The following is a 26,214-nucleotide window of genomic DNA, read 5'->3' on the forward strand; positions in this document are numbered from 1 at the left end:
ATTACCACGCTGGGCCGGCGCAGGAAACCGAAGAATTGGCGAGGGCTCGATGCCCGCGCCGATGCCCTCATATATCCAACTCCAGCCTAGGCCCTGTCTCGCTCGCTGCGGGCACGGCGCAGCAGATCAGCGCCTCGTCATCAGCGACATCAGCGGTCGGCTCCTTGGTATAGGCGACGGCGCCTGACAGGATTTTCGTCTTGCAGCTTCCGCAATTGCCGAGGCGACAACTGAACTCAGGCGCCAGGCCGTGCACTTCGGCAAGCTCCAGTAACGTGCCCGATCCCAGCTCCCAGCGCGCTTCCTTTCCGGAGCGCATGAAATAGACCGGCTGCGGTTTCTCGGCGGCGCGTGCGGACCACCGCGTAACCTCATTCCCTGACCGCTGGAGAGATGCGGGGCCAAACGCTTCCGCATGGATTCGCCCATCGGCAACATTCAATCCGCGCAGGCCATCATAGACCGACTGCATGAAGCCACTTGGACCGCACAGATAGAAGTCATAGTCGTTGAACGGCAACACGCTGCTCAGCAGCGTCATGTCAACGCGCCCCTGCTGTTCGTAGTCTTCGCCTCCGACTGTATCACTCAGATCACTGAGCAGCCGGACCAGCTTGACGACGCCACCGGACACTGTGGCGAGGGTCTGAAGCTCGGCATCAAACGCGCGGTCCTGTTTGTTGTGAGCCGAATAGATCAGCCAGGTCGGCCGTATCCGCCGCGTACGCAACCCCTCATACACGATATGCCGAAGCATCGCGAGCAGTGGTGTGATGCCAATGCCAGCCGCCAGTAGGACGGCAGGGCGTCTCTCGGCGGCATCGATCGTGAACGCGCCAGCTGGCGCGCGGACATCGATAATGTCGCCTTCTCGGACAACGTGGTGGAGATGCGTCGAAACTAGCCCCTCTCGCTTGACGCTGATGCGGTACACGCTGTCGGAGGGGGCAGAGGATATCGTGTAGGTACGAACCAGCGGCGAGTCAGCTCCCGCTATGTTGACGCGAATGGGCAAATGCTGCCCGGCGATATGGGGAACGGTCCCGCCCGCATCTGTGGGCTCCAGATAGAATGAGCGCACGTTTGCGCTTTCCTGGATGACGCGTGCAACGCGGAACGGCCGCCAGCCCTTTGCAAGGGCCGTCGCGCGAAGTCGGGCGGCGGCCTCATCCCAGCTTCCGGTCATCAGGGAGTTGGGCGACTGGCCATCAGAACGCGAACGCCAGCGGAGCGGCAGCGCGTCCGCCCTGTAGACGATCTGGCTGGGACGAAAGCACCATAGCCGTTCGGCTCCCTGGAAAGCCGCGATTTCGGGCGATTCCAGGATGACCCAGGCCTCGCCCGAGAGTTGGAGCAGATCGCCATTCTCGAAATCCGCGAAGACGAGCCCAGCCCGCGGATTGGCAACGATGTTGCCGAGCGTGTTGAAAAAGAGGTTGCCGGCAAAGTCAGGGATTGTCAGAACGCCGTCCTCGCCGATCCGCACGAACCCCGGCCTGCCGCCGCGATGCGAGACATCGATCTGCCGCCCGCCATCGTCGCGGTCGACAAAGGACGCAACAAAGAATGCATCCGCTTTCGCGATCATCTCTGCTGGACGCCCGCCGAGACTGTTGAAACGGACGGGAGCCGGCCCGCCCGACTGTACTGGGTCTCGCACGAACTCGAAGTCGCGCAACTGTATATATTGCGGGCAGTTCCCGTAGGACTGTCCGACGCGCACATCGAAGCCGTCGGAGCCGGTTCTGTGGATCGTTCCATTCAGCCGGTTTCGGCGGCGGGTATGGAGTTCGATGCCGAGCATGGCGACAGCGTTGCCGTTCTCCATCCCCTCATCGGCTGGATCGAGGTGTTCGCGCGGAAGATGGACAGTCAGGGAATGGATATCGGGGCTGTGCAGGAATCCCGGCCGATTGGCGCGCAACGTCGCCCAAGGGTTGCCTTTCGTGTCCACGCTTCCGAGGGCGATGAAGGGTAGCTGCGGATAGAATTCGCGATGCTGATCGATCAGGTGATCCCGCAGGACGCGACGGCCCACTTCATCCATTCGCTTGGCGACGCCGACCTTTTCCTGAAGCGCGACCTCCCCGGCATGCCAGGGAGAGGGCTTGGCGCCGTGTGTTTCGGCTGACATAGCTGCCTCCTTTCTCGGCAGGGTGTGCCTCAAGCCGCATCGACAATGCCGACGGGCGATTTTTGGAAGGGCTCAAAGCCGGGCAGGCTCTCGATCCGTTCGAGCCAGCCCGTCACGTTGCGATAGGCCGATCGGTCGACATTTCCTTCCGGCGCCCGGGCGATATAGCTGTAAAGGGCGACATCGGCGATGGTTGCTCGGCTCGCGGCAATCCACTCACGATCCGCCAGACGGTCGTCGATCAACTGCAGAATTCGATGAGCGCGTGCGATCACTTCAGCGCTGTCGAATGTCGCGCCGAACAACGTCACCAGCCTTGCCGCACATGGCCCGTAGGCAATCTCGCCGGCCGCAACCGAAAGCCACCGCTGGATCGCTGCCGCGGCTGCGGGCTCCTCCGGAAGCCAACCTTCAGGCGCGTACTTCTTGGCGAGGTAGACGAGGATGGCATTGGAGTCGCTGATAACGACATCGCCATCTTCGAGCACCGGCAACTGGCCGAACGGATTGAGCGCAAGGAACTTGGCGCTCTTGTGTTCCCTGGCAGCAAGGTCGATTTCCACGACCTCGGCGTCGATGCCAATCAGCGACAGGAAGAGGTGAGCGCGATGGGAATGGCCGGATAGGGGATGGGAATAGAGCTTCATCAGTTTGGTCTCCACGTTAAGGGTAGACAGACGATAATTGTTCCTAGCCGCGTATTGAATTACGATAATTGGAAAGAAACTATTTCATGTTGTGGAATAACGGTGCGTGATGGATCGACTTCAATGCATGAGAGTTTTCGTCAAGGTCGCCGAAACCGCGAGCTTTGCGCAGGCTGCGCGCCAACTCCATATGAGTGCGCCGGCGGTCACGCGCGCGGTCGCCTCTCTCGAAGAGGCCACCGGGGCGCGGCTCTTCGTGCGCTCAACACGCTCGGTGAAGCTGACGCCATCAGGCAACCGATATGCGGACGACTGCCGAAGGATACTCAGCGATATCGACGAGGCGGAAGCTTCGGCCGGTGGGGCCCACTCAAGCGCGTCCGGGATCCTCAGCATCACTGCGCCGGTATTGTTCGGTCAAATCCATGTCGTCCCGATCTTGACCGAGTTTCTCAGCATGCACCCGGCCGTCACCGGGCGCGTCCTGTTCTTCGATCGGATGGTCAACCTCGTGGAGGAGGGCATCGACGTCGCCATTCGTATAGGCCACCTGCAGGACTCGGACCAGCAGGCGACCAAAGTGGGCAGCGTGCGCCGCGTCGTCTGCGGCGCGCCGGGCTATTTCGCGCGCCATGGCGAGCCGATAACGCCGGCGGATCTCACCCGGCACGTGACCATCGTCAATACGGGATCATCGGCGCCGTTGGACTGGCACTTCGCGCCCAACCATACGCCCGTCAAGCTTCACCCGCGCATGTACTGCAACACCGTCGATGCATCGATCTCCGCGGCGCTGACGGGGTGGGGCCTGACGCGGACCTTGTCCTACCAGGTGGCGGAGCACCTTGCTGCCGGTCGGTTGAGGACGGTGCTCGACCAGTACGAGGAAGAGCCGTTGCCGATCCACGTGGTCCACGTGGAGGGGAGGCATGTCTCGGCGAAGACGCGTGCATTCGTGGATTTTGTGGCTCAGAAGATAAAAGCACTCGGCCTTTGAACCGGGAGCGGAATGCTGACGTCGGGTGGGACGCCACCGATGATGCACATCCGGACGTTCAAGCCGTTGCTCTGGTCGATGTTTCGTACCTTTTGGACATGAAGCTTATTCGGTCGAGATTGTTCAGCAGATCGACCATGTCGCATGCTTCGCGCCAGGTCATCCTGGCCATCGGAACGCCGTTCAGTTCAGCCGGGCGCTGTGTCGTGGCGTCGACGACTGTCCAAAGGCCGTCCTCCATCCGAAGATTATATCGGCACATTTACGCATGTCTCCGTTATGCAACGGCCGGATACTTTCACAATGGTTAATATTAGTCCACCCTAAAGGACGACCGATATCGCTGGTATCAACAGGCTGGCAAAGACTGTGCATTCCTTGGCTGTATTGGGCAATAAGGGCCTAGAATCAAAAACGGCGCCGTAGCGCCGTCTTGGAAGCTCAGCGCTCGCCGCTATTAGCGGAACGAGCGGGAAGCGATGGTACGGATGTCGTAACGGCTAACGCCAATGTCGGCGAGCGTCTGGTTGGAAAGGCTGCCAAGTTCGCTGAGCGTGCGGCGGTAGCTAATCCAGCTCTTTGCAATGCGGATCGGGTTCATGTTCATCTTCCTCAAAGTGACCGTCGAGAGCGGCGCCATCGCCGCCTGATCGTTGATCGCTCATATAGATGTTCTCTGTCATATTGTGCAGTGCAAAGAAAAGGCATCTGCTATGCAATTGTGCATGCGATGCTCATTTCGGATGCAGGGGCTACTATCTGGGCGCCGCCGCTTGAGAACCCGCTGCGGCCACAACCATTGCGGAAGCCAGTAGCCAGACAAAAGAAAACGCCCGTTGCCATTGGCAGCGGGCGTCTTGGGTAAGCGATCTGCTTGGGAGGATAGCGGATCGCTTGTCTTAGCGGGCAGAAGCCTCGCGAGCAACGCGCTGGATGTCAGAGCGGTCGATGCCGAGATCGTGCAACTCCCGGTTGGTCATGCGGCCGAGTTCGGTAACAGTCTGACGGTACTTGCGCCAGTTGTTGAAAGAGCGTGTGAAGTTCATTTTAGTCCCCTTTCCGTAGGGCTTGCGATTTGCCAGCTGCCGCCGATCGGCGCTGACCTCTATTTGATGAACTGGAATATATGTTGCACTGCGAAGTCTCGCCAGAGACAAGATTACAGGGCACCTATGCATCAAATGCAGATCTCGTGCCGTTAATTGCGTGATTTGGCCATCATCTGGTCAATCAATAGGCAGAATGCCCTGCTGCGGATCAGTTCGGGAGTGGTTTCCGGCGGCTGTGTGCAGGGCATAACGGGTTTCCGACAGAGTTCGCCCGGTTCGCTCGTCGCGAGCGACGATTGTTCCGATTGCTTGCGAGGGCGCGCCTGGTGGTCATATCGGTCGTGCGCCAGGTTCCGCCTGAGCGATTGTCATGGTCCTGCCGCAGATCGCTGGAAACGTTGGGGCTTAGGCGGCTGTGCTCTGAAAAACCAAACGCCCACCGGGGGAGGATCCGGTGGGCGTCATTAGGGTGACTGACAACTGGGAGGAGGAGTGTTGCCAGTCTATCGGAGGGCGCTGGGAGGAGGAGTGCGCTGCTCCGAATCTCGTTATGAAGATCATTTTCGCAGGCTTCCGGAAACCCGGGCGGGGGCGCCATTCCCTGTCTTATGACCAACCATATAGGAAGGTCGATCTCGATTTTGCAGTGCAATATTCTCATACTGCCTATGCATCAAGTGCATGGCTGCGAGTATGGGTATATATTAGCGATTTGACGTTATCGATAGGTTAAGGCGCGCGCCTAATTTTGCACAATGAGGAATTCATATGGGAATATTTCCCTCCTGCTCAATCAACGGCTATAAAGTAACGAGAAAGCGCGTCTTTGCGTGTTTGGCGGAGTAGGGCATGTACCGCGGTAGACTGGAGCGAGATCTTTCAGTTTGGGTGGAAAAAGGGCTTTTGCCGGAAGCGACCGCAGGAGCGCTGTTGGGGGAATATGATGCCCGTCCGGCGAGCTTCAGCCTCGGCAAGGTGTTGATGATCCTTGCCGCAATCCTGCTCGGCGCGGCGATCCTGCTTGTCGTGGCTTCGAACTGGGAGGCCATTCCGCGCCTCGTCCGCCTGGCAGTCATTCTTGCGGTTATCTGGACTGTGCATCTCGGCGCAGCCGCCATGCTGAGGCGTGGTGCGATCGCGGCGGCAAGCGGGCTGCTGGTGATTGGCACCTTATCCTTCGGCGGGGCGATTTCGCTGGTCGGGCAGATGTACCATCTGTCCGGCGACGAGTTGACGGTGATGTATCTCTGGTTCGCCATTGCCGTCGTTTCGGCGATTCTGTTCCGCTCGGGCGTCGTCGCTGCGGTGGCTGGCTTTTTGTCTTGGGGCAGCTTTGCAGCCTATCTCGATACCTACGATACCCGCTGGGTCGGTCTTGATCCTTGGGTCGTGCCGTTGATGGCGGTGGTTGTCATTGGCCTTGTGCGCTTCACCGGCGCAGGTCGCGTGCGGCATCTGGCATACCTGCTGGTCGTCGGCTGGCTGACCTGGATCTATGCGGTCAACGAGAATTTCTGGCTTGCCCTTGTCTATTTTGTTGCCGGCATGCTGACTTTCGTGGCCGTCAGCCTGCCGCTGCCGCGTCTCTCTGCACTCGTCAGAAGCGCCGGCTCCGCGCCCGCGTTCTACGCGTTCCTCGTCGCAGTGATTGGCTTGTTCTTCCTGCACGTCGAACTCGAGCATGGCTGGCAGTTCGTAACATTGGCGGTGGTGACGCTCGGCGCTGCGATTCTGGCGATCGCGCTCCAAGGCCGCAACAATGGCGCGGTGCGCTATCTGGGTTACACGGTGTTTGCGGTGGAGATGCTCTATCTTGCGTCGGTGACGGTCGGATCGATTCTCGGTACATCCAGCCTCTTCTTGTTCTCGGGGCTCTTCGTTGCTGCCGTGGCATGGATCGTCATTCGGCTTGAGCGGCGATTTGCAGCCAGAACGCAGGGGGCAAGCGTATGAGCGTGTTTTCAATGCAAGGCTCAGGGTGCCGCTACTTTGTCGCCGCAGTCATTGTTGCCGCTCTGCAGACGGCGGTGCTGGGGTACGTCATTGAGAGTCGTGCTTCGATTTTGCGCAGTGGCGCCGATATTCTTCTAAAGACTGCGCCGGTGGATCCGCGCGACTTTTTGCGCGGCGACTACGTGGTACTGAACTACGACATATCCTCGGTTCCGGTCGCCTCGATCATTGGCGGCGTCCCTCAGGATCAGGGCAGCAAGAGCCTCTGGGTGCGCTTGAAGCCTGGTGATGGGGGCTTCTGGGGCATTGTCGAATCATCGTTCGCGCCTTTGCCGGAGCAGGCGGGGGCTGTCTTTTTGCACACCAGACCTTTCTACAGCTACGGACCCAGTTCCGCCGATCATCTTCGCGTCGAGTACGGGATCGAACGTTACTACGTTCCCGAAGGACAGGGGACGGCTCTCGAGCGGGCTCGCCAAGATGGTGATGTATCCATTGCCGTTCGTGTGGCGTCCGACGGAACGCCGCAGATCCGCAGCCTGCTCGTCGACGGCAAGCCCGCTTACGACGAGCCTCTTTATTGAATAGAGGCCAAATGGGTGTGGAAGCCTGCGAGTGCGGGCGAAATCACTGTCATTTGCCCTTCATTTTTCCTTTGCCTCTCCCAAATCGGGTGATATAGAGACGCCGCGCTCCGGAAGGCCTCATGTGCAGGCATATGCATGCGGTTTTTGAGAACGCGGGTATGGTGAAATTGGTAGACACGCCAGATTTAGGTTCTGGTGCCGCAAGGCGTGGGAGTTCAAGTCTCTCTACCCGCACCAAAAGCTGGCTTGCAGGCGGGGGGACCGGAACCGGTATCCCTCGATTACCCGGAAGCAAGCGCCGTTCCGCCTTGGGTGGAATGAATAAGAATTGAGAACAAGCCACGCTCGGCAACTTTCCGGCGTCGTGCTCATCGAAACGAACGGCGTCTGGGCACGGCCGCCACGAAATGAAGGTAGGAAGACATGCAGGTTATCGAAACGCTCGCTGAAGGGCTGAAGCGCGAAATCAAGGTCGTAATCCCGGCCAAGGACATGGAAGTCAAGATGAACGAGCGTCTTGCCGACGTGAAGGACAAGGTCCGCATCAACGGCTTCCGTCCGGGCAAGGTTCCGGCCGCTCACCTCAAGAAGGTTTACGGCAAGTCGATCATGGCCGACCTCGTCAACGAGATCGTTCGCGAACAGCCGACTGCCATCTTGGCGGAGCGCGGCGAAAAGTCTGCTACGCAGCCTGAAATCGCGATGACGGAAGACAAGGACGAAGCAGAACTGATCCTGGCTGCTCAGAAGGATTTCGAGTTCACGCTTTCCTATGAAGTTCTGCCGCCGATCGAGCTGAAGTCCGTCAAGGGCGTCAAGATCACCCGCGAAGTCGTTGATATCTCCGACGAGGAAGTCAACGAGCAGGTTCTCAAGGTTGCCGAAAGCGCCCGTTCTTATGAAACCAAGAAGGGCAAGGCTGCCGACGGCGACCGCATCACCATGGACTACCTCGGCAAGGTCGACGGCGTTGCCTTCGAGGGCGGCACCGATCAGGGCGCCGAACTCGTTCTCGGTTCGGGCCGCTTCATCCCGGGCTTCGAAGACCAGCTGGTCGGCACGAAGGCTGGCGACGAGAAGACCATCACCGTCACGTTCCCGGCTGACTACCCGGCCAAGAACCTGGCTGGCCAGGAAGCAACCTTCGATGTCACGGTCAAGGATGTTGCAGCTCCGGCCGACGTTGAAATCAACGACGAACTGGCAAAGAAGCTCGGCCTTGAATCGGCTGACCGCCTGAAGGAGATCGTCCGCGGCCAGATCGAATCGCAGTACGGCTCGATGACCCGCCAGAAGGTCAAGCGTCAGATCCTCGACCAGCTCGACGAAATGTACAAGTTCGAGACGCCTGCCTCGCTCGTCGAAGCAGAATACAACGGCATCTGGAACCAGGTCGCCAACGATCTCGCTCAGTCCGGCAAGACCTTCGAAGACGAAGACACGACGGAAGAGAAGGCTCGCGAGGAGTACAAGAAGCTTGCTGAGCGTCGCGTTCGCCTCGGCCTCGTTCTCTCCGAAATCGGCGAAAAGGCCGGCGTTGAAGTGAGCGAAGACGAAATGCAGCGCGCCATCTACGAGCAGCTGCGTCAGTATCCGGGCCAGGAAAAGCAGATCCTCGACTTCTTCCGTAGCCAGCCGGGTGCAGCCGCCTCGATCCGCGCACCGATCTTCGAAGAAAAGGTCATCGACCACCTGCTGACCGAGATCGACGTTACGGACAAGAAGGTCACCAAGGAAGAGCTTCTCGCCGACGAAGAAGGCGAAGGCTCGGAGAAGGAAACCAAGAAGGCTGCTCCGAAGAAGAAGGCAGCTGCCAAGGCTGAGGCTTCCGAAGGCGAAGAAGCCGCCGCTCCGAAGAAGAAGGCCGCTCCGAAGAAGAAGGCTTCCGAGGAAGGCGCCGAGTAATCTTCGGCCAATTGATCTTACAGAAAGCCCCGCCTTGTGCGGGGCTTTTTTATTCTCCAGGCCGCGTGCGGCTTGCATGCCGCCGCTTATCCAGTTTGCGCTTGAGACGCACCATCTGGTTGCATTTTAGAATATTCGGATGCAAGCTGTGTGTTGCTGGCAGGGGAGGGATTGACGATGACTTCCGACGCAGACTTGAAAGACCTGACAAGGCAGATTTTCGAGGCGCGACATCAGGGGCACCTTGATGTCCTTATGTCATTTCTCGGTGACAACTGCATTTTCCGCGCGGCCGGAAGTCGATATTTAGCGCCGCTCACCGACCCGGTTGTCGGCAGTGCTGCACTTCGCGCGACGATGCGGCATTTCATCGACACTTGGGATATGACGGCGCTTGAGATCCTCGACATCCGTGTCGACGGAAATGTCGCGCTGGTTCATCGCGTTGGCCATATGCGCCATGGTACCACCAAGTTCGACACAGAGATCATGGACAAGATGACCTTCGAGAACGGCAAGGTTGTTGAGTGCGTCGAATTTCTCGACACCCTTCAAGCTGCGTCGCTACTTAATCTAGCGACGATCTCCGCGGCACAGATATAACAATCGGTTCGTTTGCATCGCCGGCGGTGGCGCGCGGTCTCAGACCGCGGGTCGCACCTTGTGGGCGTGGGTCAACTCCGCGACCTTGTGAATGTGGGAGACCGCAGCTCGCCCGCCCGCTGTCTTCGTGAAGAGTTCAAGCGTCTCATCCTCATGGTCACCGACCGGTGTCAGTGCCTGGTCCATATAGGTCTTTGACTTTTTGTCTCGTGCGATGAAGAAGGCGCTGACTGCAAGCTTGGCAATGGTTGCACCTAGCGACAGGTGCTTGGCGACCGTTTCCCAGACGAAGCGCGGCCAAAAGATCACGGCGCTTTCGCGCGGCAGGTCGGGCCGGCGTTCGGAGGGATGCTTGAGCCGTAGCAGGCCGCTCTGCAATGGATGCACGTTTTCCAATGGTACAGTCGTGGCGAACGACACAAGGACTTTCACGAGGCTCGCGAGCGGCACACCTGTGGCAACCGCGCGGCGCAGCAGCGTTTTCATGTGCTCTGGCGAATAGTAGAGCGACCAGGCTTCCTGGTAGATGCTTTCCCATTCCTGCTTGGTCATCTTCGGATGTGCCGTGCAGACGTGCTCGACGTCATAAATATTGAGGTCGGCGTCCATCTCGACGCCCTTCTTCCATAGAGTCTGGTGGTCTTCGGAGCCCGGCAGTGGCGTCAGCACGAAGAATTCGATGACATCGAGCGGCAGTTCGTGCTGGATGATCGCGATGTCGCGTCGAATCGTCTCTGGCGTGTCTGCCGGGAAGCCAAGAATGTACCCGGCTAATGTCATGATGCCTTGCGCCTTCCAGGCGAGCAACATTTTCCGGTACTCAGTGATTTTGTTCTGGTTCTTCTTGGCGGCGGTCAGGTTATCAGGGTTTACATTTTCAAGCCCGATGAAGACGCGCGTAACGCCGGCTCGCTTGGATTTTTCGATGAAGTTGGGGATCTTGTGGCAGAGGGTGTCGACCTGGATCATCAATCCAAGTGGAATGCCGTCCTTCTCCCGGAGTTCGATCAAGCGGTCGAAGATTGCTTCCCAATCCCTGTTGCGGGCGAAATTGTCGTCGGTGATGAAGAACTTGTGGATGCCTTGCGCCCAGTTCATCCGCACCAGTTTTTCGACATCGTCGGCCGAGCGGAAGCGTGATTTGCGGCCCTGCACATTGATGATGGTGCAGAAAGAGCATTGATAGGGGCAGCCGCGTCCGGCGTCGAAGCTGGTGCTGAGGCCGAGCGTCTGCGCCACATTGGTCTTCGGCAGGAATGGGACGGCCGCGCCTTCGATGCTCGGCAGGTCGTTCATGAAATTGTAGAGTGGCTCAAGCTGGCCGCTGGCCGCATCCTGGAGGACGCGGTCCAGCCGGCCCTCGGCCTCCCCGGCAAACATCGAGATGCCCATCTCGCGACAGGCGTCGAGACCAACCGCCTTGCCGTCGAGCATGGCGAGGCACCCCGACACGTGAAAGCCGCCCATCGAAACCGGAACTCCGGCCTTGCGGAAAGGGCGCGCGATGTCCAGTGCCCGTGGATACTGGTTCGACTGAACGCCAACCAGCGCAACCATCCCGAAATTGTCGTGTTGTGCGAGTCGTTTCAGCAGCGCCGGAGTGTCGACCCGCGTGTTGGTCTCGTCGATGACCGTGATCTCGATCTTGACCCCTGGCCCCAGCACCTCGCGTTCTGCGCAGTCGGAGGCGATTCCGTAAATCGCGGCCAGGGAATTGGAGGGGATCATCGCCCGCCACCACCGGATCACATAGCCGTCGTCGTCGTAGTGCGACGGCTTGATCAGGATGAGCTGGAAATTCCGTTCGGCAGTCTTTGGCAGATCTTGCACGGTCACTCGCTGGTAAGAGAAATCCCCGAAAATGGACGCTACCAGACGCGGTGGATTATACAAGGGCAGGTTTTACGGGGACTATCTGACACAAATAAGTCAGGCCGAACGGATTTTTCACAGATATTAACAGTCTGTTTTTGTTCGATAAAATGTCAATGATGCTCAATGGGGCTCAAAGTTCAGACTTGATATCGCCCATCCGGTTCCAGGCATCAAGGCCCGCAATCTTGTAGGCTTCGGCGAGAGTCGGATAGTTGAACGTGTTTTCCACGAAATACTCGACCGTGCCCTTGAGGTTCAGCACAGCCTGGCCGATATGAACCAGCTCGGTCGCTCCTTCGCCGACGATATGCACGCCAAGCAGCCGGCGCGTCTTCAGCGAAAAGATGAGCTTCAGAAGCCCCGTATCGAGGCCCATGATATGACCGCGCGACGTCTCGCGGAAGCGCGCAATGCCGCATTCATAGGGAATGCCGCGCTCCTTCATCTCTTCCTCGGTCAAGCCGCAGGTGGAAATCTCAGGCACGGCGTAGATGCCGTAAGGGAAGTATTTTGGCGGCTCCTTGGCGACTGCGCCGATCGCAACACGCGCGGCAATGCGACCCTGTTCCATCGATGTAGACGCAAGGCTCGGGAATCCGACGACATCGCCGGCGGCGTAGATGTTCGGTACCGAGGTCTGGAAGGTTTCCGGATTGACCTTAAGACGACCGCGGCTGTCGGCTTCCAGCCCGGCAGCCGGTAAATTGAGTGTGTCGGTCGCCCCCAGACGTCCGGCAGCAAACAGAACCATGTCAGTCACCAGGTGGCGACCATTGTCGAGCTTTAGTTCTACCTTGCCGTTGTCCAGGCGCGTTACCTTGTCGGCTTTGGTGCCGAGCAGGATCTTCATGTTGCGATCGCGCAGCTGATAGGTGAAGTCTTCGACGATTTCTCGGTCGATGAAGTCGAGCATCGTCGTTTTGGGATCGATGACTGTGACCGCGGTATCCAGGGCGCTGAAGATCGTGGCATACTCAATGCCGATGACGCCGGCGCCGATGACAGCCATCGATCGCGGCAGCTCTCCGATATCGAGCAGTTCGTCGCTGTCGAGTACCGTCTTGTTGTCGAACGGGATGTAGTCCGGGCGGAACGGTTTCGTGCCGACCGCAAGCAGGACACTCGCCCCGGTGACCTTGACGACCTCGCCGTCGTCCTTGACGACTTCGAGCGTCGACGCGTCGACGAAGCTTGCTTTGCCCCTGATATGCTGCACGCGGTTTCGGGCGAACTGGTGCTCCAACACCTCGACTTCGTGATCAAGAGTGATCAGCAGGCGCCGCCGAAGGTCATCGGCGCTGATTTCCTCCTTCACCCGGTAGGATCTGCCGTAGAAACCGCGCTCGCGCCAACCCGAGAGATTGAGGGCCGTTTCGCGCAGCGTCTTCGAGGGGATGGTGCCCGTGTGCACCGAAACGCCGCCAACCCGCTTGCCCTGCTCGATGACCAGTACCTTCTTGCCGAGCTTGGCGGCTTGGATAGCGCCGCGGCGGCCTGCCGGACCGCTACCAACAACAACAAGATCGTACTGGAACATTCACCTGGCCCCGATTGCTAAGCTGGAATCATTTTTGCGACGCAGTATGTCGCGCGTCCACGGGTAGCAGGTCAATGTTGCAGAATATTTTATGGGCGAATATCAGGATTCACTGAAGCCAAGTAGGGGTTCTAGCTTCTCGAAGGTGCGATCCATCGCGAAAGCGCGGCTGATCGACAGCGGAATATGGCCATAGAGAATCGACATCTGTCCTTCCGCCACGTGTTCGTTCGTCTTGCTGATTGCCGCAAGGTACAGGGCTGCTGCAAGCCCGGTGCGATCGGAACCAGACAGGCAATGGATCAACAAGGGTTTCGGAGCGTCCTTCATGACCTGGATCAATTCCTTCGCCTGCTCCGGAGTGAGCTCCCTGTAGGCGGACATCGGAAAATCGATGTGCTCGATGCCGAGCGACTTCGCTTGCGCGACTTCGGCTTGCCACACTGGGGTATTGACGCCGCCACGCAGGCTGATGATGGTCTTGATCCCGTAGCGCTTCTCGAACTCCGCGATTGCCTGCGGGGAGGGCTGCGAAGAGCGGTAGACCTCGCCGGCGACTACGCTATGAAAATTGTCGGTAGCGAACAGGTAGACGGCGTAGCCGCCGATCACGAGCGTGAGGAGGGCAAGACATTGTACTGCAAGTCTCCAGGAGCGTGGAAATTGGCGGGGGGCGATCGTCGTCATGAAGGTCTCGAAGCAGGACGGTTGCAGCATCCTCGCTTTGCCACCGAAACCTGACGGACACCTGAAGCGGCCCGGCCGCTATATCAGACGCAACCCCTTGAGGCTCGCGTGGCCATCCTTGCCGATGATGATGTGATCGTGGACCGTGATGCCGAGCGGCTTTGCCGTGTCGACTATCATTTTCGTCATGTCGATGTCGGCACGCGACGGCGTCGGATCCCCGGAAGGATGGTTGTGGACCAGGATCAAGGCGGTGGCGGAAAGCTCGAGCGCCCGCCGCACGACTTCGCGTGGATAAACCGGCGTATGATCGACGGTCCCGCGTCCCTGGACCTCGTCCGCGATCAATGCATTGCGCTTGTCGAGAAACAGGATGCGGAACTGCTCGCGTGTTTCATGTGCCATCGCCGCATGGCAGTACTGGATCACCGACGACCAGGACGAGAGCACCTGCTTGCCTCGAAGTTCGCTCTTCAGAGTTCGCTGCGCGACAGTCGACATCAGTTTCAGATCGAGTGCCACCGCTTCGCCGATACCCTTTACCTCCTGCAGCAGGGGCAGAGGCGCACCGAAAACCGCTGCGAGCGAACCAAAGCGCTCGAGCAACGCCTTGGCGATCGGTTTGGTGTCGCGCCGCGGGATCAATCTGAACAGCAGCAATTCGAGCAGCTCGTAGTCGGCAAGCGCGGTATCGCCATGCTGGCGAAAGCGGTCACGCAATCGCTCCCGGTGGCCGTGGTAGTGCTCTTCCTTGCCGATCGGCGCAGGGAGATTGGCCTGTTTTGCCAGCGAAGCCGGTTTGGCGGCCTGTTCCGCGAAGAAAGAGCGTTCATCGCTTCCGTCGCTGGTGGCGAAGGGCAGTTCGGCGTCGTTGGAGTGCGAAACAGGACCCTTCGTCATCAAGTGCTCATCGGTTCAAGGGCGGAAGGCCGGGGCGGTCGAGGCCGCCGGGAGAAAGAGTGAAGATCTCGCAGCCATCGGCGGTGACGCCGACCGTGTGTTCGTATTGCGCGGAAAGCGAGCGGTCGCGCGTGACGGCGGTCCAGCCGTCAGCCAGCACTTTCACATGCGGGCGACCGAGGTTGATCATCGGCTCGATGGTGAAGATCATGCCTTCACGCAGTTCCGGTCCCTCACTGGCGCGCCCGTAGTGCAGAATGTTCGGGGAGTCGTGGAAGAGCGCGCCTACGCCATGGCCACAGAAGTCGCGCACTACGGAACAGCGCTCGGCCTCGGCGTACATTTGAATGGCTTCCCCGATCGCACCGGTGCGAGCACCCGGGCGAACGGCTGCGATGCCGCGCAGCAGGGATTCGTAGGTCACCTCGAGAAGCCGCTCTGCGGCGCGCTTGATGGTACCGACCGGATACATCCGGCTGGAATCACCGTGCCACCCGTCAACCACATAGGTGACGTCGATGTTGACAATATCGCCCTCGCGCAGCGGCTTGGCATCCGGAATACCGTGGCAGACGACATGGTTGATCGAGGTGCAGGTCGATTTCGTGTAGCCGCGATAGTTGAGGGTCGCCGGAATCGCACCGTTGTCCATGCCGAACTCGAAGACGAAACGATCAATTGCATCGGTAGGCAGACCGGGCTTTACGACAGCGGCCAACTCATCAAGGCAGCGCGCCGTGAGGCGGCAAGCCTTGCGCATTCCCTCGAAAGCTTCGGAACCGTAGAGCCTGATTGCGCCCGTATTCTTCGACGGTGCGGAAGAGGCTTCGATATAATTCACCATTGCAGGCCCTTAGCGATTGTCATTCTGGTACATAATGCAGCTATGCCGGGTTCGTCCATCGCGATCAATGGGTGGAACATTATTTCTGACTGCGCGGTTGCTTTGAACCTGCGCTCCGGCCTTTCAACCGATCGCAGCACGAACCTACACGCGATCCTTTCGGCCCGTGGCTTGATCCTGCCCTTCACTCGGACGGGGCGCTGGAAATTGCCTCGCTGGAGTAAAAACAATATGGCGCTTCCCAGCGCCCCGCTCGGCGGTTTGTGCCCGCAACTCCGGTCCCTCTGCAGCCTTGCCGGAGGATGCTTACGCTTCTTCAGGGGGCCATGTGTGCCACACAGGCACGTCCGAGGCTCAACTTGACGCCGCATTCGCGCGGGCGCCGCCGTCCCCGGAGGGAGACCATTTTCTGCGGACCCCTGATGCGGAAGCTCACGTCCTTCTTCCACACCCGGCGCCGGTCCGGCCTCGCCGCAACGCCTTGCGGTGTATCCGCGACGGGACGAGGGGATGATGGCATAGCCGCTCAATACGGGGAAAATCGAGTATGTCGTTTATTGATAACGACCTACTCAGGAGCGCGACGAAAACAGCGAGGCGAAGGTGGAGGTCGGCTTGTTCGGCATGCTGGTGACCACAACCAGCTGACGTATCTGACCGCGCTTGAAGGCGGCGAGGAAGCGCTTGTAATCACTGAAGGATACACAACCGTTGGAGTCGCCGCGGGCGCCGAGCATATAGGTGTGCGCGAGCAGACCGACACGGTTATAGACGTAGCCTGCGCCACCGACAGGATTGAGGCGGATCGCTTCGACACCGTGGAAGAGGCTTTCACGCATCGTCAGATTGTAGGTGTGCGGTGGGGTTGGTCCGCGGTTCTTGGCATGCACGAAACGCGGGTTGTCACGCATCTTGCCGAGGCCGGAATGGGCTTCCAGGCGTTCGCCGTTCGGAAGGTAGACCACGTTGGCGGAAATGTCGTAGACCGCGACGCCGCTGCGCGCGACCGGGGCAGACAGTCCCTTCTTTACGGTCGGCATCGCGTCTTCGTCATCATCCGAGGCGCCCGCATCCGGCCGGGCATAGGCGAGTACCGGTTCTGCTGGAGCGCTGCGATCGCTAGGCGTCGCGCGCCTGCTCAGGCCGTCGGGCCGAGCCATCGGCAAAGGGATCGACGTGTCGCTGCCGCTCAACACGAGATCGAACGGCTGGCTTGTGGCCGGAGCCTGTTGCTCGTTCGGCGCGGCCGGCGCAAGGCTTGCAACCTCGACCGGGCCAGGCTTGGGGGCGGCGGGCGGGACCTGCCCCTTGATGACGGCCTCGGGTTGGGCGGCGAGCGCCAGTAGGACAGGGCCTTCGGCAGCCGCGACCTCTGCCTTCGAGGGAATGATGATCCGATCAGCCGAGGCAACGGCGACAGGCGTCGTCGTAACAGCGTCATCCTTTTCCCGTTCCGGCTGGGCAGGTGCTGTTGCTGCCGCAATCATGGCCGGCTTGTTCGGCGAGCCTTCAGAAACGGTAAGAGGCTCCGACTGCCCGACGAATGCGGCTGCGAGCGCTGCGGACGGGGTCGCCACGCGAACGCCCCTTGCCAGCGCCAGTTCACTCTCGGTGCTCATGCGCAGCCTCGAGAATTTCTTGACGTGAACGAGGCGTTGCGTCGGCTCGGCCTTGGTGACGGCTAGGGGTGCAAGCGCGGCGTTGGCAAGCGGACCCGCGCTCGGGGCGACCATATGCATGGTCGCAACGGTGGCGACGACCCAAGCTGAAGCGGCAAACCCGGCACCGACAAGAGCTGCACCTGAAAGGAAGCGGAAAGGGGAAACGAAACGAGAAATGGGGGTACCTACGGGCCTGCTACTGCTAAACACATCGACCGCCAACGCCATAACACTCGTCTTTCACAACTCGTTACTGGGCCGGCAGTACAAACTGATACTTCTTCGCCGGGGCCGGTATAGGAGCATCAGGGCTAAATTGCGGCTCGCTAATATGTCCGGTTGCCTGGTAGGATGACGAATTATGGTAACCAATTCCTTTACGGGAGCGCCCAAGCCGTTCGAAATTGAAACGGGGGCCCGTTGCGCATCGCCGCGGCCTTATTTTGCGCAATCCTCCCTCTTCTCATGACGTGCCGAGAAGTGCGGATTCTGCTATATGTTCTTCCCGTCGTAGCTCCACGCTGGGAGGGAAAAGCCGATGTCTTCGACGCAAGTGGTTCATGAAGAGGTTTCGCCGGCCTTGCTGGTCGAGGCGATGTTCGCATTTCGGAAAACGGCCGCGATGAAGGCGGCCATCGAATTCGATGTTTTCACGAGACTTGCCGGGGACCGTAAAACCGCGGCGATGCTCGCGTCGGAGTTGGGTTGCGCCGAGCGCGGAGTGCGCATTCTCTGCGACTTTCTGGCGGTTTCCGGCTTCCTGACGAAGGGCGGCGACAATTACGCACTGACGCCGTCGAGCCAGGTCTTTCTCGATCGGCGCTCGCCAGCCTATATGGGGGCTGCCATCGATTTCCTCGGCTCGCCACAAATGGTGTCGTTGCTGCTCGACGACCCGGCTGCCTATGTCCGCAATGGGGGTTCCGTCGGGCTGGCGAACGTTGCCCCTGACAATCCGGTGTGGGTCAAGTTTGCGCGGGCCATGGGCGCGTTCACCGGAGTAAGCGCAAAGGCCCTGGCATCTGATGTGGCGACATGGTCAACGCCGCCGAGCAAGGTGCTCGATATTGCCGCCGGCCCCGGGTTCTTCGGGATCGAAATCGCCAAGGTGGCGCCGTCGGCACGCGTGGTTGCACTCGATTGGAAACCGGTTCTTGCTGTAACCCAAGAGAACGCGACGAAGGCGGGGGTGGCGGACCGGTTCACCTTCCAGGCGGGAAGTGCGTTCGAAGTCGATTGGGGCGGCGGCTATGACCTCATACTACTCCCGAACTTCCTTCATCACTTCGATGTTGACGGCTGCATCGCGCTTTTGAAGAAGGCGCGAGCGAACCTGGTTCCTGGAGGGCGGGTCGGGATCGTTGAGTTCGTTCCAAACGAGGATCGCGTCTCGCCGGAGTTCCCGGCTGCTTTTGCCATGGTCATGCTGGCCACGACGCCGAGAGGCGACGCTTATACGCAACGGGAGCTTGCCGACATGGCCGAATCGGCCGGGTTCCGCGTTGTCGCTTTCAAGCCGCTGCCACCATCGCCGGCCAGCCTGATCTTCCTGGAGTGATGGGCTGAGGTCTCGACCCTAGGCTCGCTCCATCACATAGCTTCCCGGCGCCTCTTCGATGGCGTTGAGCGCGGCACCGCCCGGCTTCCGGGCGGGCACGCGCTTGCCATCCTTGGCCTCGATCCAGGCCTGCCAGTGTGGCCACCACGAGCCGGCATTTTCGGCGGCTTCGGTGAGCCACGCATCGTAATCGCCCTTTGCCGCGCCACCGGTCCAGTATTGGTATTTCTTCTTGTCCGGCGGATTGACGACGCCGGCGATATGGCCGGAGCCCGCGAGCACGAAATCCACCTTGCCACCGAAGAACTGGCTGCCGAGAAACACCGATTTTGCCGGCGCGATATGATCCTCGCGGGTTGCTAGGTTGTAGATCGGGATCTTGACGTCCTTGAGCGACAGCTTGTGGCCGTCGAGGATCATCTCGTTCGCGGTCAACGCGTTCCTGAGGTAGCAATTGCGCAGGTAGAAAGCGTGGTTGGCTGCCGCCATGCGGGTGGAATCGGCATTCCAGAAGAGCAGGTCGAAGGGCATGGGATCCTGGCCCTTCAGGTAATTGTTGACGAAGTAGGGCCAGATCAGCTCCGAGGCCCGCAGCATGTTGAAGGCGGTTGCCATCTTCGAACCGTCGAGGTAGCCGATCTCGTCCATATGGGCTTCAAGCCGTCCCAACTGTTCCTCGTCGACGAAGACCTTGAGATCGCCGGCATAGGTGAAATCCACCTGCGTCGTGAAGAGAGTTGCCGTCTTGATCCGCTTGTTCTTTTCCTTGGCATGCAGCGCCAGCGTCGCGGCAAGCAGTGTGCCGCCGACACAGTAGCCAACGGCGTTCGCCTCCTTCTCGCCCGTCGCCTTCTCGATTGTATCGAGGGCAAAGTCGATGCCCTCGCGCGCATAGGCGGCCCAGTCTTTTTGCGCATGGCGGGCGTCGGGATTGACCCAGGAAATCACGAAGACGGTCTGTCCCTGGTCGACGCACCATTTGATGAACGATTTCTGTGGGTTGAGATCGAGGATGTAAAACTTGTTGATCCACGGCGGGCAGATGAGGAGCGGGCGTTTCAGCACCGTCTCGGTCGTCGGCTCATACTGGATGATCTGGCAGATCTCGTTCTGCGCGATCACCTTGCCTGCGGTGAGCGCCATATCGCGGCCGACTGCGAACTTGGTCATGTCGGTCTGGCGAAGCCTCAGGTCGCCTTGGCCGGCGACGATATCCTCGGCGAGCATCTTCATGCCGCGCACCAGGTTTTCGCCGCTGGTGGCAATCGTTTCGCGATAAAGCTGCGGATTGGTGGCGACGAAGTTGGTCGGCGAAAGCGCGGCCGTGATCTGTTTCACATAGAAGCCGGCCTTGTGCTTCGTGTGTTCGTCGAGGCCTTCGGTTTCGGCGACGATCTTCTCGGCCCAATCGGCGGTGATCAGGTAAACCTGCTTCAGAAATTCGAAGAACGGGTTCTTTTGCCAGTCCTCATCGGCAAAGCGTTTGTCCTTGCTGACCGATTCTTCCGCCGGCGTCTCGCCCTGCATGCGCTGCATCGAACGCATCCAGATTCCGAAGTAGCTGCTCATCAGCTGCGTCTGCGCCTCGAAGGTGCGGCGCGGATCGGCGATCCAGTACTCGGTGACCTTGGAGAGCGTCTTGACCATATCGGTCACCGGCTCTGCCGCATTCTCAGCGATCTCGCCGCGCTCGCGCGGCGCCAGCCAGGCAGTGGCCGCCTTGCCGAGATTTTCGAGCGCACGGGCGAAGTTGACCGCCATGGCCTCGGGATCTTTCAACAGGTAGGGATCTAGGTCCTTTGCATTGAAGCCCGGGTTCTTTGCCTTGTTGCCGTTTTCCTGCTTGCTGTCGGTCACGCGTTTCCTCCGGCGGCAGCATGTTCCTGCAAATTGAGTTGTACATCTGGAAAGATCGATAAAACAAGTTCCGCTGACGCTCGCTCGTGCTATTGCTTTGTGGCGGCGACGAATTTAACAGTCGAAGCACCCTCAGGATTTGGGAACCTCTGGCACATGACGAAAAACGGCATCCGCATCATCGCAAACGTGACCCGCATCGCGCTCATTAGCGCCGCCGCGGCCATGACGCTTGCCGGATGCCTGCAGACGCCCGAGGAAAAGGCCGCTTTCAAAGCCAGTCAGGCAGCGCCGACCCCCGTCGTCATGAATGCGACAAAGGGCGAGGCGCCGACGGTGAGCGGTCTGTCGCATTACAAGGACGGCTATCCCGGGTTTGGAGCGCCGCTGACAGCCGCAAACGTCCAGATGAGCGACCAGGAGGCCGGCGGCCTTCAGTCGAAGCTGACGGCACTTGCTGCCCAGCGCAAGGCCGGCACGATCTCGGAAGCCGAGTATCAGCGTCGGGTCGCGGAATTTCGCAAGCTAGCAGCCGAGCACGGCGCCGACACGCTCTCGGAAATCGCCAATTAGGCCTTGCCTTCGCTGCGATTTGGAAGCAAAGCCTTCCATCAGTGGCGGAAGATGAATTTTTCCCGATAATGCAAGGCCTGCACGGCTCTCCGTCAAAGAAATGCCGTGCGACGCAAGTCTGATGAATACGGCGTTGGCGATTCTGAAGTTCGTATCGCGAACAGCCGGGAATTAGGACGAACTTCGAGCGCGGCCGCGGTGGCCGCATTTCCGTGGGGAAAGAAATGGAAGAGTTTCACAAAGTCCGGCGTTTGCCGCCTTACGTTTTCGAACAGGTCAACCGTTTGAAAGCGAGCGCGCGAGCGGGCGGGGCCGATATCATCGATCTCGGCATGGGAAACCCTGACCTTCCGACCCCGAAGGCGATCGTCGACAAGCTCTGCGAAGTCGTCCAGGATCCGCGCACACACCGCTATTCGTCGTCCAAGGGCATTCCCGGCCTTCGCCGGGCGCAAGCCGCCTACTACGCGCGCCGCTTTGGCGTGAAGCTCAATCCGGACACGCAGGTCGTCGCAACGTTGGGCTCCAAGGAAGGCTTCGCCAACATGGCGCAGGCAATCACGGCGCCCGGCGATGTGATTCTTTGCCCGAACCCGACGTACCCGATTCACGCCTTCGGCTTTCTGATGGCCGGCGGCGTCATTCGCTCGATGTCGGTCGAGCCGGACGAGAGCTTCTTTCCGCCGCTGGAGCGCGCGGTCCGTCATTCGATTCCGAAGCCGCTTGCGCTGATCCTCAACTATCCGTCCAACCCGACGGCTTTTGTAGCGACACTGGACTTCTACAAGGACGTCGTCGCCTTCGCCAAGAAGCACGACATCATCGTCTTGTCCGACCTTGCCTACTCCGAGATCTACTTCGAGGGCGAGCCGCCTCCGTCGGTTCTGGAGGTTCCGGGCGCGATGGATGTGACCGTCGAGTTCACCTCGATGTCGAAGACCTTCTCGATGCCGGGCTGGCGTATGGGCTTTGCGGTCGGCAACGAACGCCTGATCGCGGCACTGACGCGCGTCAAATCCTACCTCGATTACGGCGCGTTTACGCCGATCCAGGTGGCGGCAACGCATGCGCTGAACGGTGACGGCTCCGACATTGCGGAAGTTCGCAATGTCTATAAGCGTCGCCGCGATGTCATGGTGGATACCTTCGGCAAGGCTGGCTTCGAGGTGCCGCCGCCGGCAGCAACGATGTTTGCCTGGGCCAAGATCCCGGAAAAGTTCCGCCACCTCGGTTCGCTGGAATTTTCCAAGCTGCTCGTTGAAAAGGCCGACGTGGCGGTCGCGCCGGGCATCGGCTTTGGCGAGATGGGCGATGACTACGTACGCCTGGCGCTCGTCGAGAACGAGCACCGTATCCGTCAGGCAGCCCGCAATATCAAGAAGTTCATGTCGACGGCAGACGAGACGATGCATAACGTCATCTCGCTCAACGCACATCGCTGATATAATCCCCTCAACGGCAGCCGCTCCGGCGGCTGCCTTTCATGACACATTTCAGGATCGATTCATGGCAGATGCCCTCAAAATCGGCATTGCGGGCTTGGGTACCGTTGGTGCTTCGCTTGTCCGTATCATTCAGCAGCGCAGCAACGAGCTGGCCGCAACGTGCGGACGCCCGATCCTGATTACGGGTGTTTCCGCCCGCGACAAGACCAAGGACCGCGGAATCGATGTTGGCGGCATCGAATGGTTCGATCGGCCGGAAGATCTGGCGGAGAAGGGCGACATCGACGTCTTCGTCGAACTCATGGGTGGAGTCGACGGTTCCGCCAACAGCTCTGTGCGCGCAGCTCTGCAGCGTGGTCTCCATGTGGTGACGGCGAACAAGGCGCTGCTTGCCTATCACGGCGTCGAGCTGGCGACGATCGCGGAAGAGAAGGGCGCGTTGCTGAACTTCGAAGCAGCCGTTGCCGGCGGTATCCCTGTCATCAAGGCGCTGCGCGAGTCACTGACCGGTAACACGATCTCCCGCATCTACGGGATCATGAACGGTACCTGCAATTACATCCTGACAAAGATGGAGAAGGAAGGCCTGTCCTTCGCCGACTGCCTGAAGGAGGCGCAGCGCCTCGGCTATGCAGAAGCTGACCCCGCCTTCGACATCGAAGGCAATGACACTGCCCACAAGCTCTCCATCCTTACGACGCTCGCCTTCGGAAACCAGATCGCCGCCGACGACATCTATCTCGAAGGCATCACCAATATCTCGATCGAGGATATTCACGCTGCAGCCGATCTCGGCTACCGCATCAAGCTGCTCGGCGTTGCGCAGCGCACGGATACCGGCATCGAGCAGCGCGTGCATCCAACGATGGTGCCAGTCGATTCCGTGATTGCACAGGTCGATGGCGTGACAAACGCGGTTGCGATCGAGTCGGACGTTCTCGGCGAGTTGCTGATGGTAGGCCCAGGCGCCGGCGGCAACGCCACGGCTTCGTCGGTGCTCGGTGACATCGCGGACATAGCCAAGAGCCGACCCGGCGCGCAGCGCGTTCCCGTTCTCGGCCATCCCGCCAAATCGCTGGAGCCCTATCGCAAGGCGCAGATGCAAAGCCACGAAGGCGGATATTTCATTCGCTTGACGGTACTCGACCGTACCGGCGTGTTCGCGAGTGTGGCCACCCACATGGCGGAAAACCAGATCTCGCTGGAATCGATCGTACAGCGTTCGAAGCAGCATCTGGCGCCGTCGCACCACCAGACGATCATCATGGTGACGCACGCGACAACCGAAGATTCCGTCCGCAAGGCGGTCGCCGCAATCAAGGGCGAGGGTTACCATGTCGGAGAGCCGCAGGTGATCCGCATCGAGCGGCCGAAGGAAGACTGAGACTTCTACGGTGTTTTAGCCGATGCCGGATGCGGCGGCAGATCAGCCGCGCATCCACAGCTAACGTCGACTCTCTCGTCCAAAACCGTTGTGCGGCTGATCCAAGCCGCATAAAGCTGCCAATATCGCGCCCTGTCTCGGGGCGGTGACAAGCGTTAAGGGCAGCAGACGAGATGGAGATTCCGGCCGATCCGGTACAGCGCGCGTTTCTAGGCGTCGAGAAATCCGTGTTAGACAACCGCTGGATTTCGCGACTGGATCAGGCTGGCCAAAACCGGGCGCTCGCCATGTCTCAGATGCACGGGCTGCCTGAACTCATTGCGCGTGTTCTCGCCGGACGCGGCGTCACGGTCGACGAGGCGCTGGAGTTTCTTGACCCGACCCTTCGTGGCTTGATGCCCGATCCTTATACGCTGACGGATTGTGAGAAGGCTGCCAGCCGGCTTGTCGAGGCAATTCGAAGCCAGCAGCAGGTTGCAATTTTCGGTGACTACGACGTTGACGGCGCATCGTCGTCGGCGCTGATGTTCCGCTTTCTCAAGCACTTCGGCGTCAAGGCTGAGATCTATATTCCAGATCGCGTTTTTGAAGGTTATGGACCCAACGCCGCGGCAATCGGCAGTCTGATCGACAACGGTGCGCGGCTGATCGTCACCGTCGATTGCGGATCGACCAGCCATGACGCTCTCGCCGAAGCTGCCCGGCGCAATATCGACGTCGTTGTCATTGATCACCACCAGGTGACACATGATTTGCCGCGCTGCCACGCGCTGGTCAATCCGAACCGCGAGGACGATCTCTCCGGGCAGGGACATCTTTGCGCCGCTGGCGTCGTGTTCCTGGTTCTCGTCGCGACGCTGCGGTTGTTGCGAGAGGCTGGCGATCCCCGCGCCAGGTCGATCGATCTGCTGCAATGGCTCGATATCGTTGCGCTTGCGACTGTCTGCGACGTCGTCCCGCTGAAGGGCCTGAACCGTGCTTACGTGGTCAAAGGGCTGATCGCCGCACGACATCAGGGCAATGCCGGCCTGTCTGCGTTGTTCCGCAAGGCCGGTCTCGCCGGGCCTGTAACGCCCTACCATTTCGGATTCCTGATCGGCCCGCGCATCAATGCCGGCGGACGCATCGCCGACGCTGCGCTCGGGAGCCGCCTGCTCACTCTCGACGACACGGGGGAGGCCGAGGCGATCGCCCAGCGATTGGACGAGCTCAACCGCGACCGGCAGGCGATGGAAGCGGCAATGCTCCAGGAAGCCGAGGCGGAGGCGCTGGCGGAATACGGGGATGGCACAGGCGCCTCGGTGATCGTCACCGCACATGACAAATGGCACCCTGGGATCGTCGGCCTGATTGCCGCCCGTCTCAAGGAAAAGTTCAAGCGCCCGGCCTTTGCCATTGCTTTCGACCCGTCCGGCAAAGGCACCGGCTCGGGCCGCTCGATCAACGGCTTCGACATGGGCAAGATGGTGCGCGCAGCGGTGGACGAGGGCCTGCTGATCAAAGGCGGCGGCCACGCCATGGCTGCCGGCCTCACAGTTGAGCGCGACAAGCTCGGCGGTCTACGCAGCTTTTTTTATGAACGTGCCGAAAAGACAGTAGCGGCGCTCGTCGCCAACGAGACGTTGAAGATCGACGGAGCGATAGCCGCCAGCGGCGCTACCCTCGACCTGATCGATCGGCTCGAGACAGCCGGCCCCTATGGTTCTGGCCACGCGCAGCCTCTCTTTGCGATTCCGGCTCACCGTCTTCGCGACTCCCGCCTGGTGGGCGAGAAGCACGTGAAAGTGACGCTCGAGGCCATGGACGGCACCCGGCTGGACGGGATCGCATTTCGAGCTGCCGATACGCAACTGGGCAACCTGTTGCTGAATTCCAGGGGCGGCAGCCTGCACGTTGCAGGCTCTCTCGGCGCGGACCACTATCAAGGCTCACGACGCATTCAGCTGCGCGTCCAGGACGCCGCGCCGGCGCGGTGATATCGGCAGACGCAGATGGCACAGCCGTTTCTGAACGACGGT

The 26,214-nt window shown here is 60.0% G+C and carries 22 protein-coding genes and 1 tRNA gene; 11 read left to right on the forward strand and 12 right to left on the reverse strand.

Annotation, left to right across the window (positions count from 1 at the left end; translation table 11 throughout):
* Window positions 1-67: 67 nt before the first annotated feature.
* Both RGCCGE502_RS08645 and RGCCGE502_RS08650 read right to left on the reverse strand, forming a co-directional pair.
* On the reverse strand, window positions 68-2,134 hold the full coding sequence (locus tag RGCCGE502_RS08645) for a 2Fe-2S iron-sulfur cluster-binding protein (RefSeq protein ID WP_016553774.1): 2,067 nt from the start codon (window positions 2,132-2,134) through the stop codon (window positions 68-70).
* Window positions 2,135-2,163: 29 nt separating this feature from the next.
* Window positions 2,164-2,781 carry a glutathione S-transferase family protein gene (locus tag RGCCGE502_RS08650; protein ID WP_016553775.1) on the reverse strand — a complete coding sequence of 206 codons (618 nt, stop codon included), beginning with the start codon at window positions 2,779-2,781 and terminating at the stop codon, window positions 2,164-2,166.
* A gap of 127 nt (window positions 2,782-2,908) precedes the next feature.
* On the opposite strand from RGCCGE502_RS08650, the gene RGCCGE502_RS08655 reads away from it, so the two are divergent.
* On the forward strand, window positions 2,909-3,778 hold the full coding sequence (locus RGCCGE502_RS08655; RefSeq protein WP_141652306.1) for a LysR family transcriptional regulator: 870 nt from the start codon (window positions 2,909-2,911) through the stop codon (window positions 3,776-3,778).
* A gap of 58 nt (window positions 3,779-3,836) precedes the next feature.
* Here RGCCGE502_RS08655 and RGCCGE502_RS08660 read toward each other — a convergent pair whose 3' ends face one another.
* The 3 genes from RGCCGE502_RS08660 to RGCCGE502_RS34915 form a co-directional block, all read right to left on the reverse strand.
* On the reverse strand, window positions 3,837-4,040 hold the full coding sequence (locus RGCCGE502_RS08660; protein ID WP_016553777.1) for a hypothetical protein: 204 nt from the start codon (window positions 4,038-4,040) through the stop codon (window positions 3,837-3,839).
* Between the two features lie 195 nt (window positions 4,041-4,235).
* A complete protein-coding gene (locus tag RGCCGE502_RS34910) occupies window positions 4,236-4,379 on the reverse strand; it encodes a DUF1127 domain-containing protein (RefSeq protein ID WP_016553778.1) in 144 nt (47 codons plus the stop codon).
* A 298-nt stretch (window positions 4,380-4,677) separates the two neighbouring features.
* Window positions 4,678-4,824, reverse strand: a complete 147-nt coding sequence (locus RGCCGE502_RS34915; protein ID WP_016553779.1) for a DUF1127 domain-containing protein — start codon at window positions 4,822-4,824, stop codon at window positions 4,678-4,680.
* A gap of 852 nt (window positions 4,825-5,676) precedes the next feature.
* Here RGCCGE502_RS34915 and RGCCGE502_RS08670 point away from each other — a divergent pair.
* The 5 genes from RGCCGE502_RS08670 (at window position 5,677) to RGCCGE502_RS08690 (ending at window position 9,875) form a co-directional block, all read left to right on the forward strand.
* Window positions 5,677-6,780 carry a DUF2157 domain-containing protein gene (locus RGCCGE502_RS08670; protein ID WP_040674248.1) on the forward strand — a complete coding sequence of 368 codons (1,104 nt, stop codon included), beginning with the start codon at window positions 5,677-5,679 and terminating at the stop codon, window positions 6,778-6,780.
* Window positions 6,777-7,364, forward strand: a complete 588-nt coding sequence (locus RGCCGE502_RS08675) for a GDYXXLXY domain-containing protein (RefSeq protein ID WP_016553781.1) — start codon at window positions 6,777-6,779, stop codon at window positions 7,362-7,364. Before RGCCGE502_RS08670 ends, RGCCGE502_RS08675 begins: the two co-directional genes overlap by 4 nt.
* A 155-nt stretch (window positions 7,365-7,519) precedes the next feature.
* Window positions 7,520-7,604: transfer RNA gene (locus tag RGCCGE502_RS08680), tRNA-Leu, on the forward strand.
* A 186-nt stretch (window positions 7,605-7,790) separates the two neighbouring features.
* Window positions 7,791-9,272: a trigger factor gene (tig, locus tag RGCCGE502_RS08685; protein WP_016553782.1), complete on the forward strand. Its 1,482-nt coding sequence runs from the start codon at window positions 7,791-7,793 to the stop codon at window positions 9,270-9,272.
* A gap of 177 nt (window positions 9,273-9,449) precedes the next feature.
* Entirely contained in the window at window positions 9,450-9,875 is a 426-nt protein-coding gene (locus RGCCGE502_RS08690; RefSeq protein ID WP_016553783.1) for a nuclear transport factor 2 family protein, read from the forward strand.
* Between the two features lie 39 nt (window positions 9,876-9,914).
* On the opposite strand, the gene RGCCGE502_RS08695 is transcribed toward RGCCGE502_RS08690, so the two are convergent.
* The 6 genes from RGCCGE502_RS08695 to RGCCGE502_RS08725 all read right to left on the reverse strand — a co-directional run bounded on the left by RGCCGE502_RS08695 (window position 9,915) and on the right by RGCCGE502_RS08725 (window position 17,607).
* The gene (locus tag RGCCGE502_RS08695) at window positions 9,915-11,711 is read right to left on the reverse strand and encodes a B12-binding domain-containing radical SAM protein (protein ID WP_016553784.1); all 1,797 of its coding nucleotides are present in this window, start codon (window positions 11,709-11,711) and stop codon (window positions 9,915-9,917) included.
* A gap of 169 nt (window positions 11,712-11,880) precedes the next feature.
* The gene (sthA, locus tag RGCCGE502_RS08700) at window positions 11,881-13,287 is read right to left on the reverse strand and encodes a Si-specific NAD(P)(+) transhydrogenase (RefSeq protein WP_016553785.1); all 1,407 of its coding nucleotides are present in this window, start codon (window positions 13,285-13,287) and stop codon (window positions 11,881-11,883) included.
* A gap of 102 nt (window positions 13,288-13,389) precedes the next feature.
* A complete protein-coding gene (locus tag RGCCGE502_RS08705) occupies window positions 13,390-14,004 on the reverse strand; it encodes a phosphatase domain-containing protein (RefSeq protein WP_016553786.1) in 615 nt (204 codons plus the stop codon).
* Window positions 14,005-14,052: 48 nt separating this feature from the next.
* Window positions 14,053-14,874 (reverse strand): RadC family protein, encoded by an 822-nt coding sequence (radC, locus tag RGCCGE502_RS08710; protein ID WP_016553787.1) that lies wholly within the window; start codon window positions 14,872-14,874, stop codon window positions 14,053-14,055.
* 7 nt (window positions 14,875-14,881) lie between these two features.
* Complete coding sequence (map, locus tag RGCCGE502_RS08715; RefSeq protein WP_016553788.1) at window positions 14,882-15,718, reverse strand: type I methionyl aminopeptidase; 837 nt, start codon at window positions 15,716-15,718, stop codon at window positions 14,882-14,884.
* Window positions 15,719-16,290: 572 nt separating this feature from the next.
* On the reverse strand, window positions 16,291-17,607 hold the full coding sequence (locus RGCCGE502_RS08725) for a tlde1 domain-containing protein (protein WP_016553790.1): 1,317 nt from the start codon (window positions 17,605-17,607) through the stop codon (window positions 16,291-16,293).
* 310 nt (window positions 17,608-17,917) lie between these two features.
* Between RGCCGE502_RS08725 and RGCCGE502_RS08730 the strand changes: the two genes are divergently transcribed.
* Entirely contained in the window at window positions 17,918-18,937 is a 1,020-nt protein-coding gene (locus RGCCGE502_RS08730; protein WP_016553791.1) for a class I SAM-dependent methyltransferase, read from the forward strand.
* Between the two features lie 18 nt (window positions 18,938-18,955).
* On the opposite strand, the gene phaC is transcribed toward RGCCGE502_RS08730, so the two are convergent.
* Window positions 18,956-20,794, reverse strand: a complete 1,839-nt coding sequence (gene phaC, locus RGCCGE502_RS08735; protein ID WP_016553792.1) for a class I poly(R)-hydroxyalkanoic acid synthase — start codon at window positions 20,792-20,794, stop codon at window positions 18,956-18,958.
* 156 nt (window positions 20,795-20,950) lie between these two features.
* Here phaC and RGCCGE502_RS08740 point away from each other — a divergent pair, with 156 nt between their 5' ends.
* The 4 genes from RGCCGE502_RS08740 to recJ all read left to right on the forward strand — a co-directional run bounded on the left by RGCCGE502_RS08740 (window position 20,951) and on the right by recJ (window position 26,172).
* Window positions 20,951-21,367, forward strand: a complete 417-nt coding sequence (locus RGCCGE502_RS08740) for a hypothetical protein (protein ID WP_016553793.1) — start codon at window positions 20,951-20,953, stop codon at window positions 21,365-21,367.
* A 224-nt stretch (window positions 21,368-21,591) separates the two neighbouring features.
* On the forward strand, window positions 21,592-22,809 hold the full coding sequence (locus RGCCGE502_RS08745) for an LL-diaminopimelate aminotransferase (protein WP_016553794.1): 1,218 nt from the start codon (window positions 21,592-21,594) through the stop codon (window positions 22,807-22,809).
* A gap of 64 nt (window positions 22,810-22,873) precedes the next feature.
* Entirely contained in the window at window positions 22,874-24,196 is a 1,323-nt protein-coding gene (locus tag RGCCGE502_RS08750) for a homoserine dehydrogenase (protein WP_016553795.1), read from the forward strand.
* Window positions 24,197-24,369: 173 nt separating this feature from the next.
* Entirely contained in the window at window positions 24,370-26,172 is a 1,803-nt protein-coding gene (gene recJ, locus RGCCGE502_RS08755; RefSeq protein WP_016553796.1) for a single-stranded-DNA-specific exonuclease RecJ, read from the forward strand.
* The last annotated feature ends 42 nt before the right edge of the window (window positions 26,173-26,214 follow it).

This window comes from Rhizobium grahamii CCGE 502, from assembly GCF_000298315.2.
GTDB classification, from domain to species: Bacteria; Pseudomonadota; Alphaproteobacteria; order Rhizobiales; family Rhizobiaceae; genus Rhizobium; species Rhizobium grahamii.

Excerpts from the sequence above, each read along its gene's own strand:
- RGCCGE502_RS08645 (WP_016553774.1), bottom strand. The coding sequence starts at position 2,134 with ATGTCAGCCGAAACACACGGCGCCAAGCCCTCTCCCTGGCATGCCGGG.
- RGCCGE502_RS08650 (WP_016553775.1), bottom strand. The coding sequence starts at position 2,781 with ATGAAGCTCTATTCCCATCCCCTATCCGGCCATTCCCATCGCGCTCAC.
- RGCCGE502_RS08655 (WP_141652306.1), top strand. The coding sequence starts at position 2,909 with ATGAGAGTTTTCGTCAAGGTCGCCGAAACCGCGAGCTTTGCGCAGGCT.
- RGCCGE502_RS08660 (WP_016553777.1), bottom strand. The coding sequence starts at position 4,040 with ATGTGCCGATATAATCTTCGGATGGAGGACGGCCTTTGGACAGTCGTC.
- RGCCGE502_RS34910 (WP_016553778.1), bottom strand. The coding sequence starts at position 4,379 with ATGAACCCGATCCGCATTGCAAAGAGCTGGATTAGCTACCGCCGCACG.
- RGCCGE502_RS34915 (WP_016553779.1), bottom strand. The coding sequence starts at position 4,824 with ATGAACTTCACACGCTCTTTCAACAACTGGCGCAAGTACCGTCAGACT.
- RGCCGE502_RS08670 (WP_040674248.1), top strand. The coding sequence starts at position 5,677 with ATGTACCGCGGTAGACTGGAGCGAGATCTTTCAGTTTGGGTGGAAAAA.
- RGCCGE502_RS08675 (WP_016553781.1), top strand. The coding sequence starts at position 6,777 with ATGAGCGTGTTTTCAATGCAAGGCTCAGGGTGCCGCTACTTTGTCGCC.
- tig (WP_016553782.1), top strand. The coding sequence starts at position 7,791 with ATGCAGGTTATCGAAACGCTCGCTGAAGGGCTGAAGCGCGAAATCAAG.
- RGCCGE502_RS08690 (WP_016553783.1), top strand. The coding sequence starts at position 9,450 with ATGACTTCCGACGCAGACTTGAAAGACCTGACAAGGCAGATTTTCGAG.
- sthA (WP_016553785.1), bottom strand. The coding sequence starts at position 13,287 with ATGTTCCAGTACGATCTTGTTGTTGTTGGTAGCGGTCCGGCAGGCCGC.
- RGCCGE502_RS08705 (WP_016553786.1), bottom strand. The coding sequence starts at position 14,004 with ATGCTGCAACCGTCCTGCTTCGAGACCTTCATGACGACGATCGCCCCC.
- radC (WP_016553787.1), bottom strand. The coding sequence starts at position 14,874 with ATGACGAAGGGTCCTGTTTCGCACTCCAACGACGCCGAACTGCCCTTC.
- map (WP_016553788.1), bottom strand. The coding sequence starts at position 15,718 with ATGGTGAATTATATCGAAGCCTCTTCCGCACCGTCGAAGAATACGGGC.
- RGCCGE502_RS08725 (WP_016553790.1), bottom strand. The coding sequence starts at position 17,607 with ATGGCGTTGGCGGTCGATGTGTTTAGCAGTAGCAGGCCCGTAGGTACC.
- RGCCGE502_RS08730 (WP_016553791.1), top strand. The coding sequence starts at position 17,918 with ATGTCTTCGACGCAAGTGGTTCATGAAGAGGTTTCGCCGGCCTTGCTG.
- RGCCGE502_RS08740 (WP_016553793.1), top strand. The coding sequence starts at position 20,951 with ATGACGAAAAACGGCATCCGCATCATCGCAAACGTGACCCGCATCGCG.
- RGCCGE502_RS08745 (WP_016553794.1), top strand. The coding sequence starts at position 21,592 with ATGGAAGAGTTTCACAAAGTCCGGCGTTTGCCGCCTTACGTTTTCGAA.
- RGCCGE502_RS08750 (WP_016553795.1), top strand. The coding sequence starts at position 22,874 with ATGGCAGATGCCCTCAAAATCGGCATTGCGGGCTTGGGTACCGTTGGT.
- recJ (WP_016553796.1), top strand. The coding sequence starts at position 24,370 with ATGGAGATTCCGGCCGATCCGGTACAGCGCGCGTTTCTAGGCGTCGAG.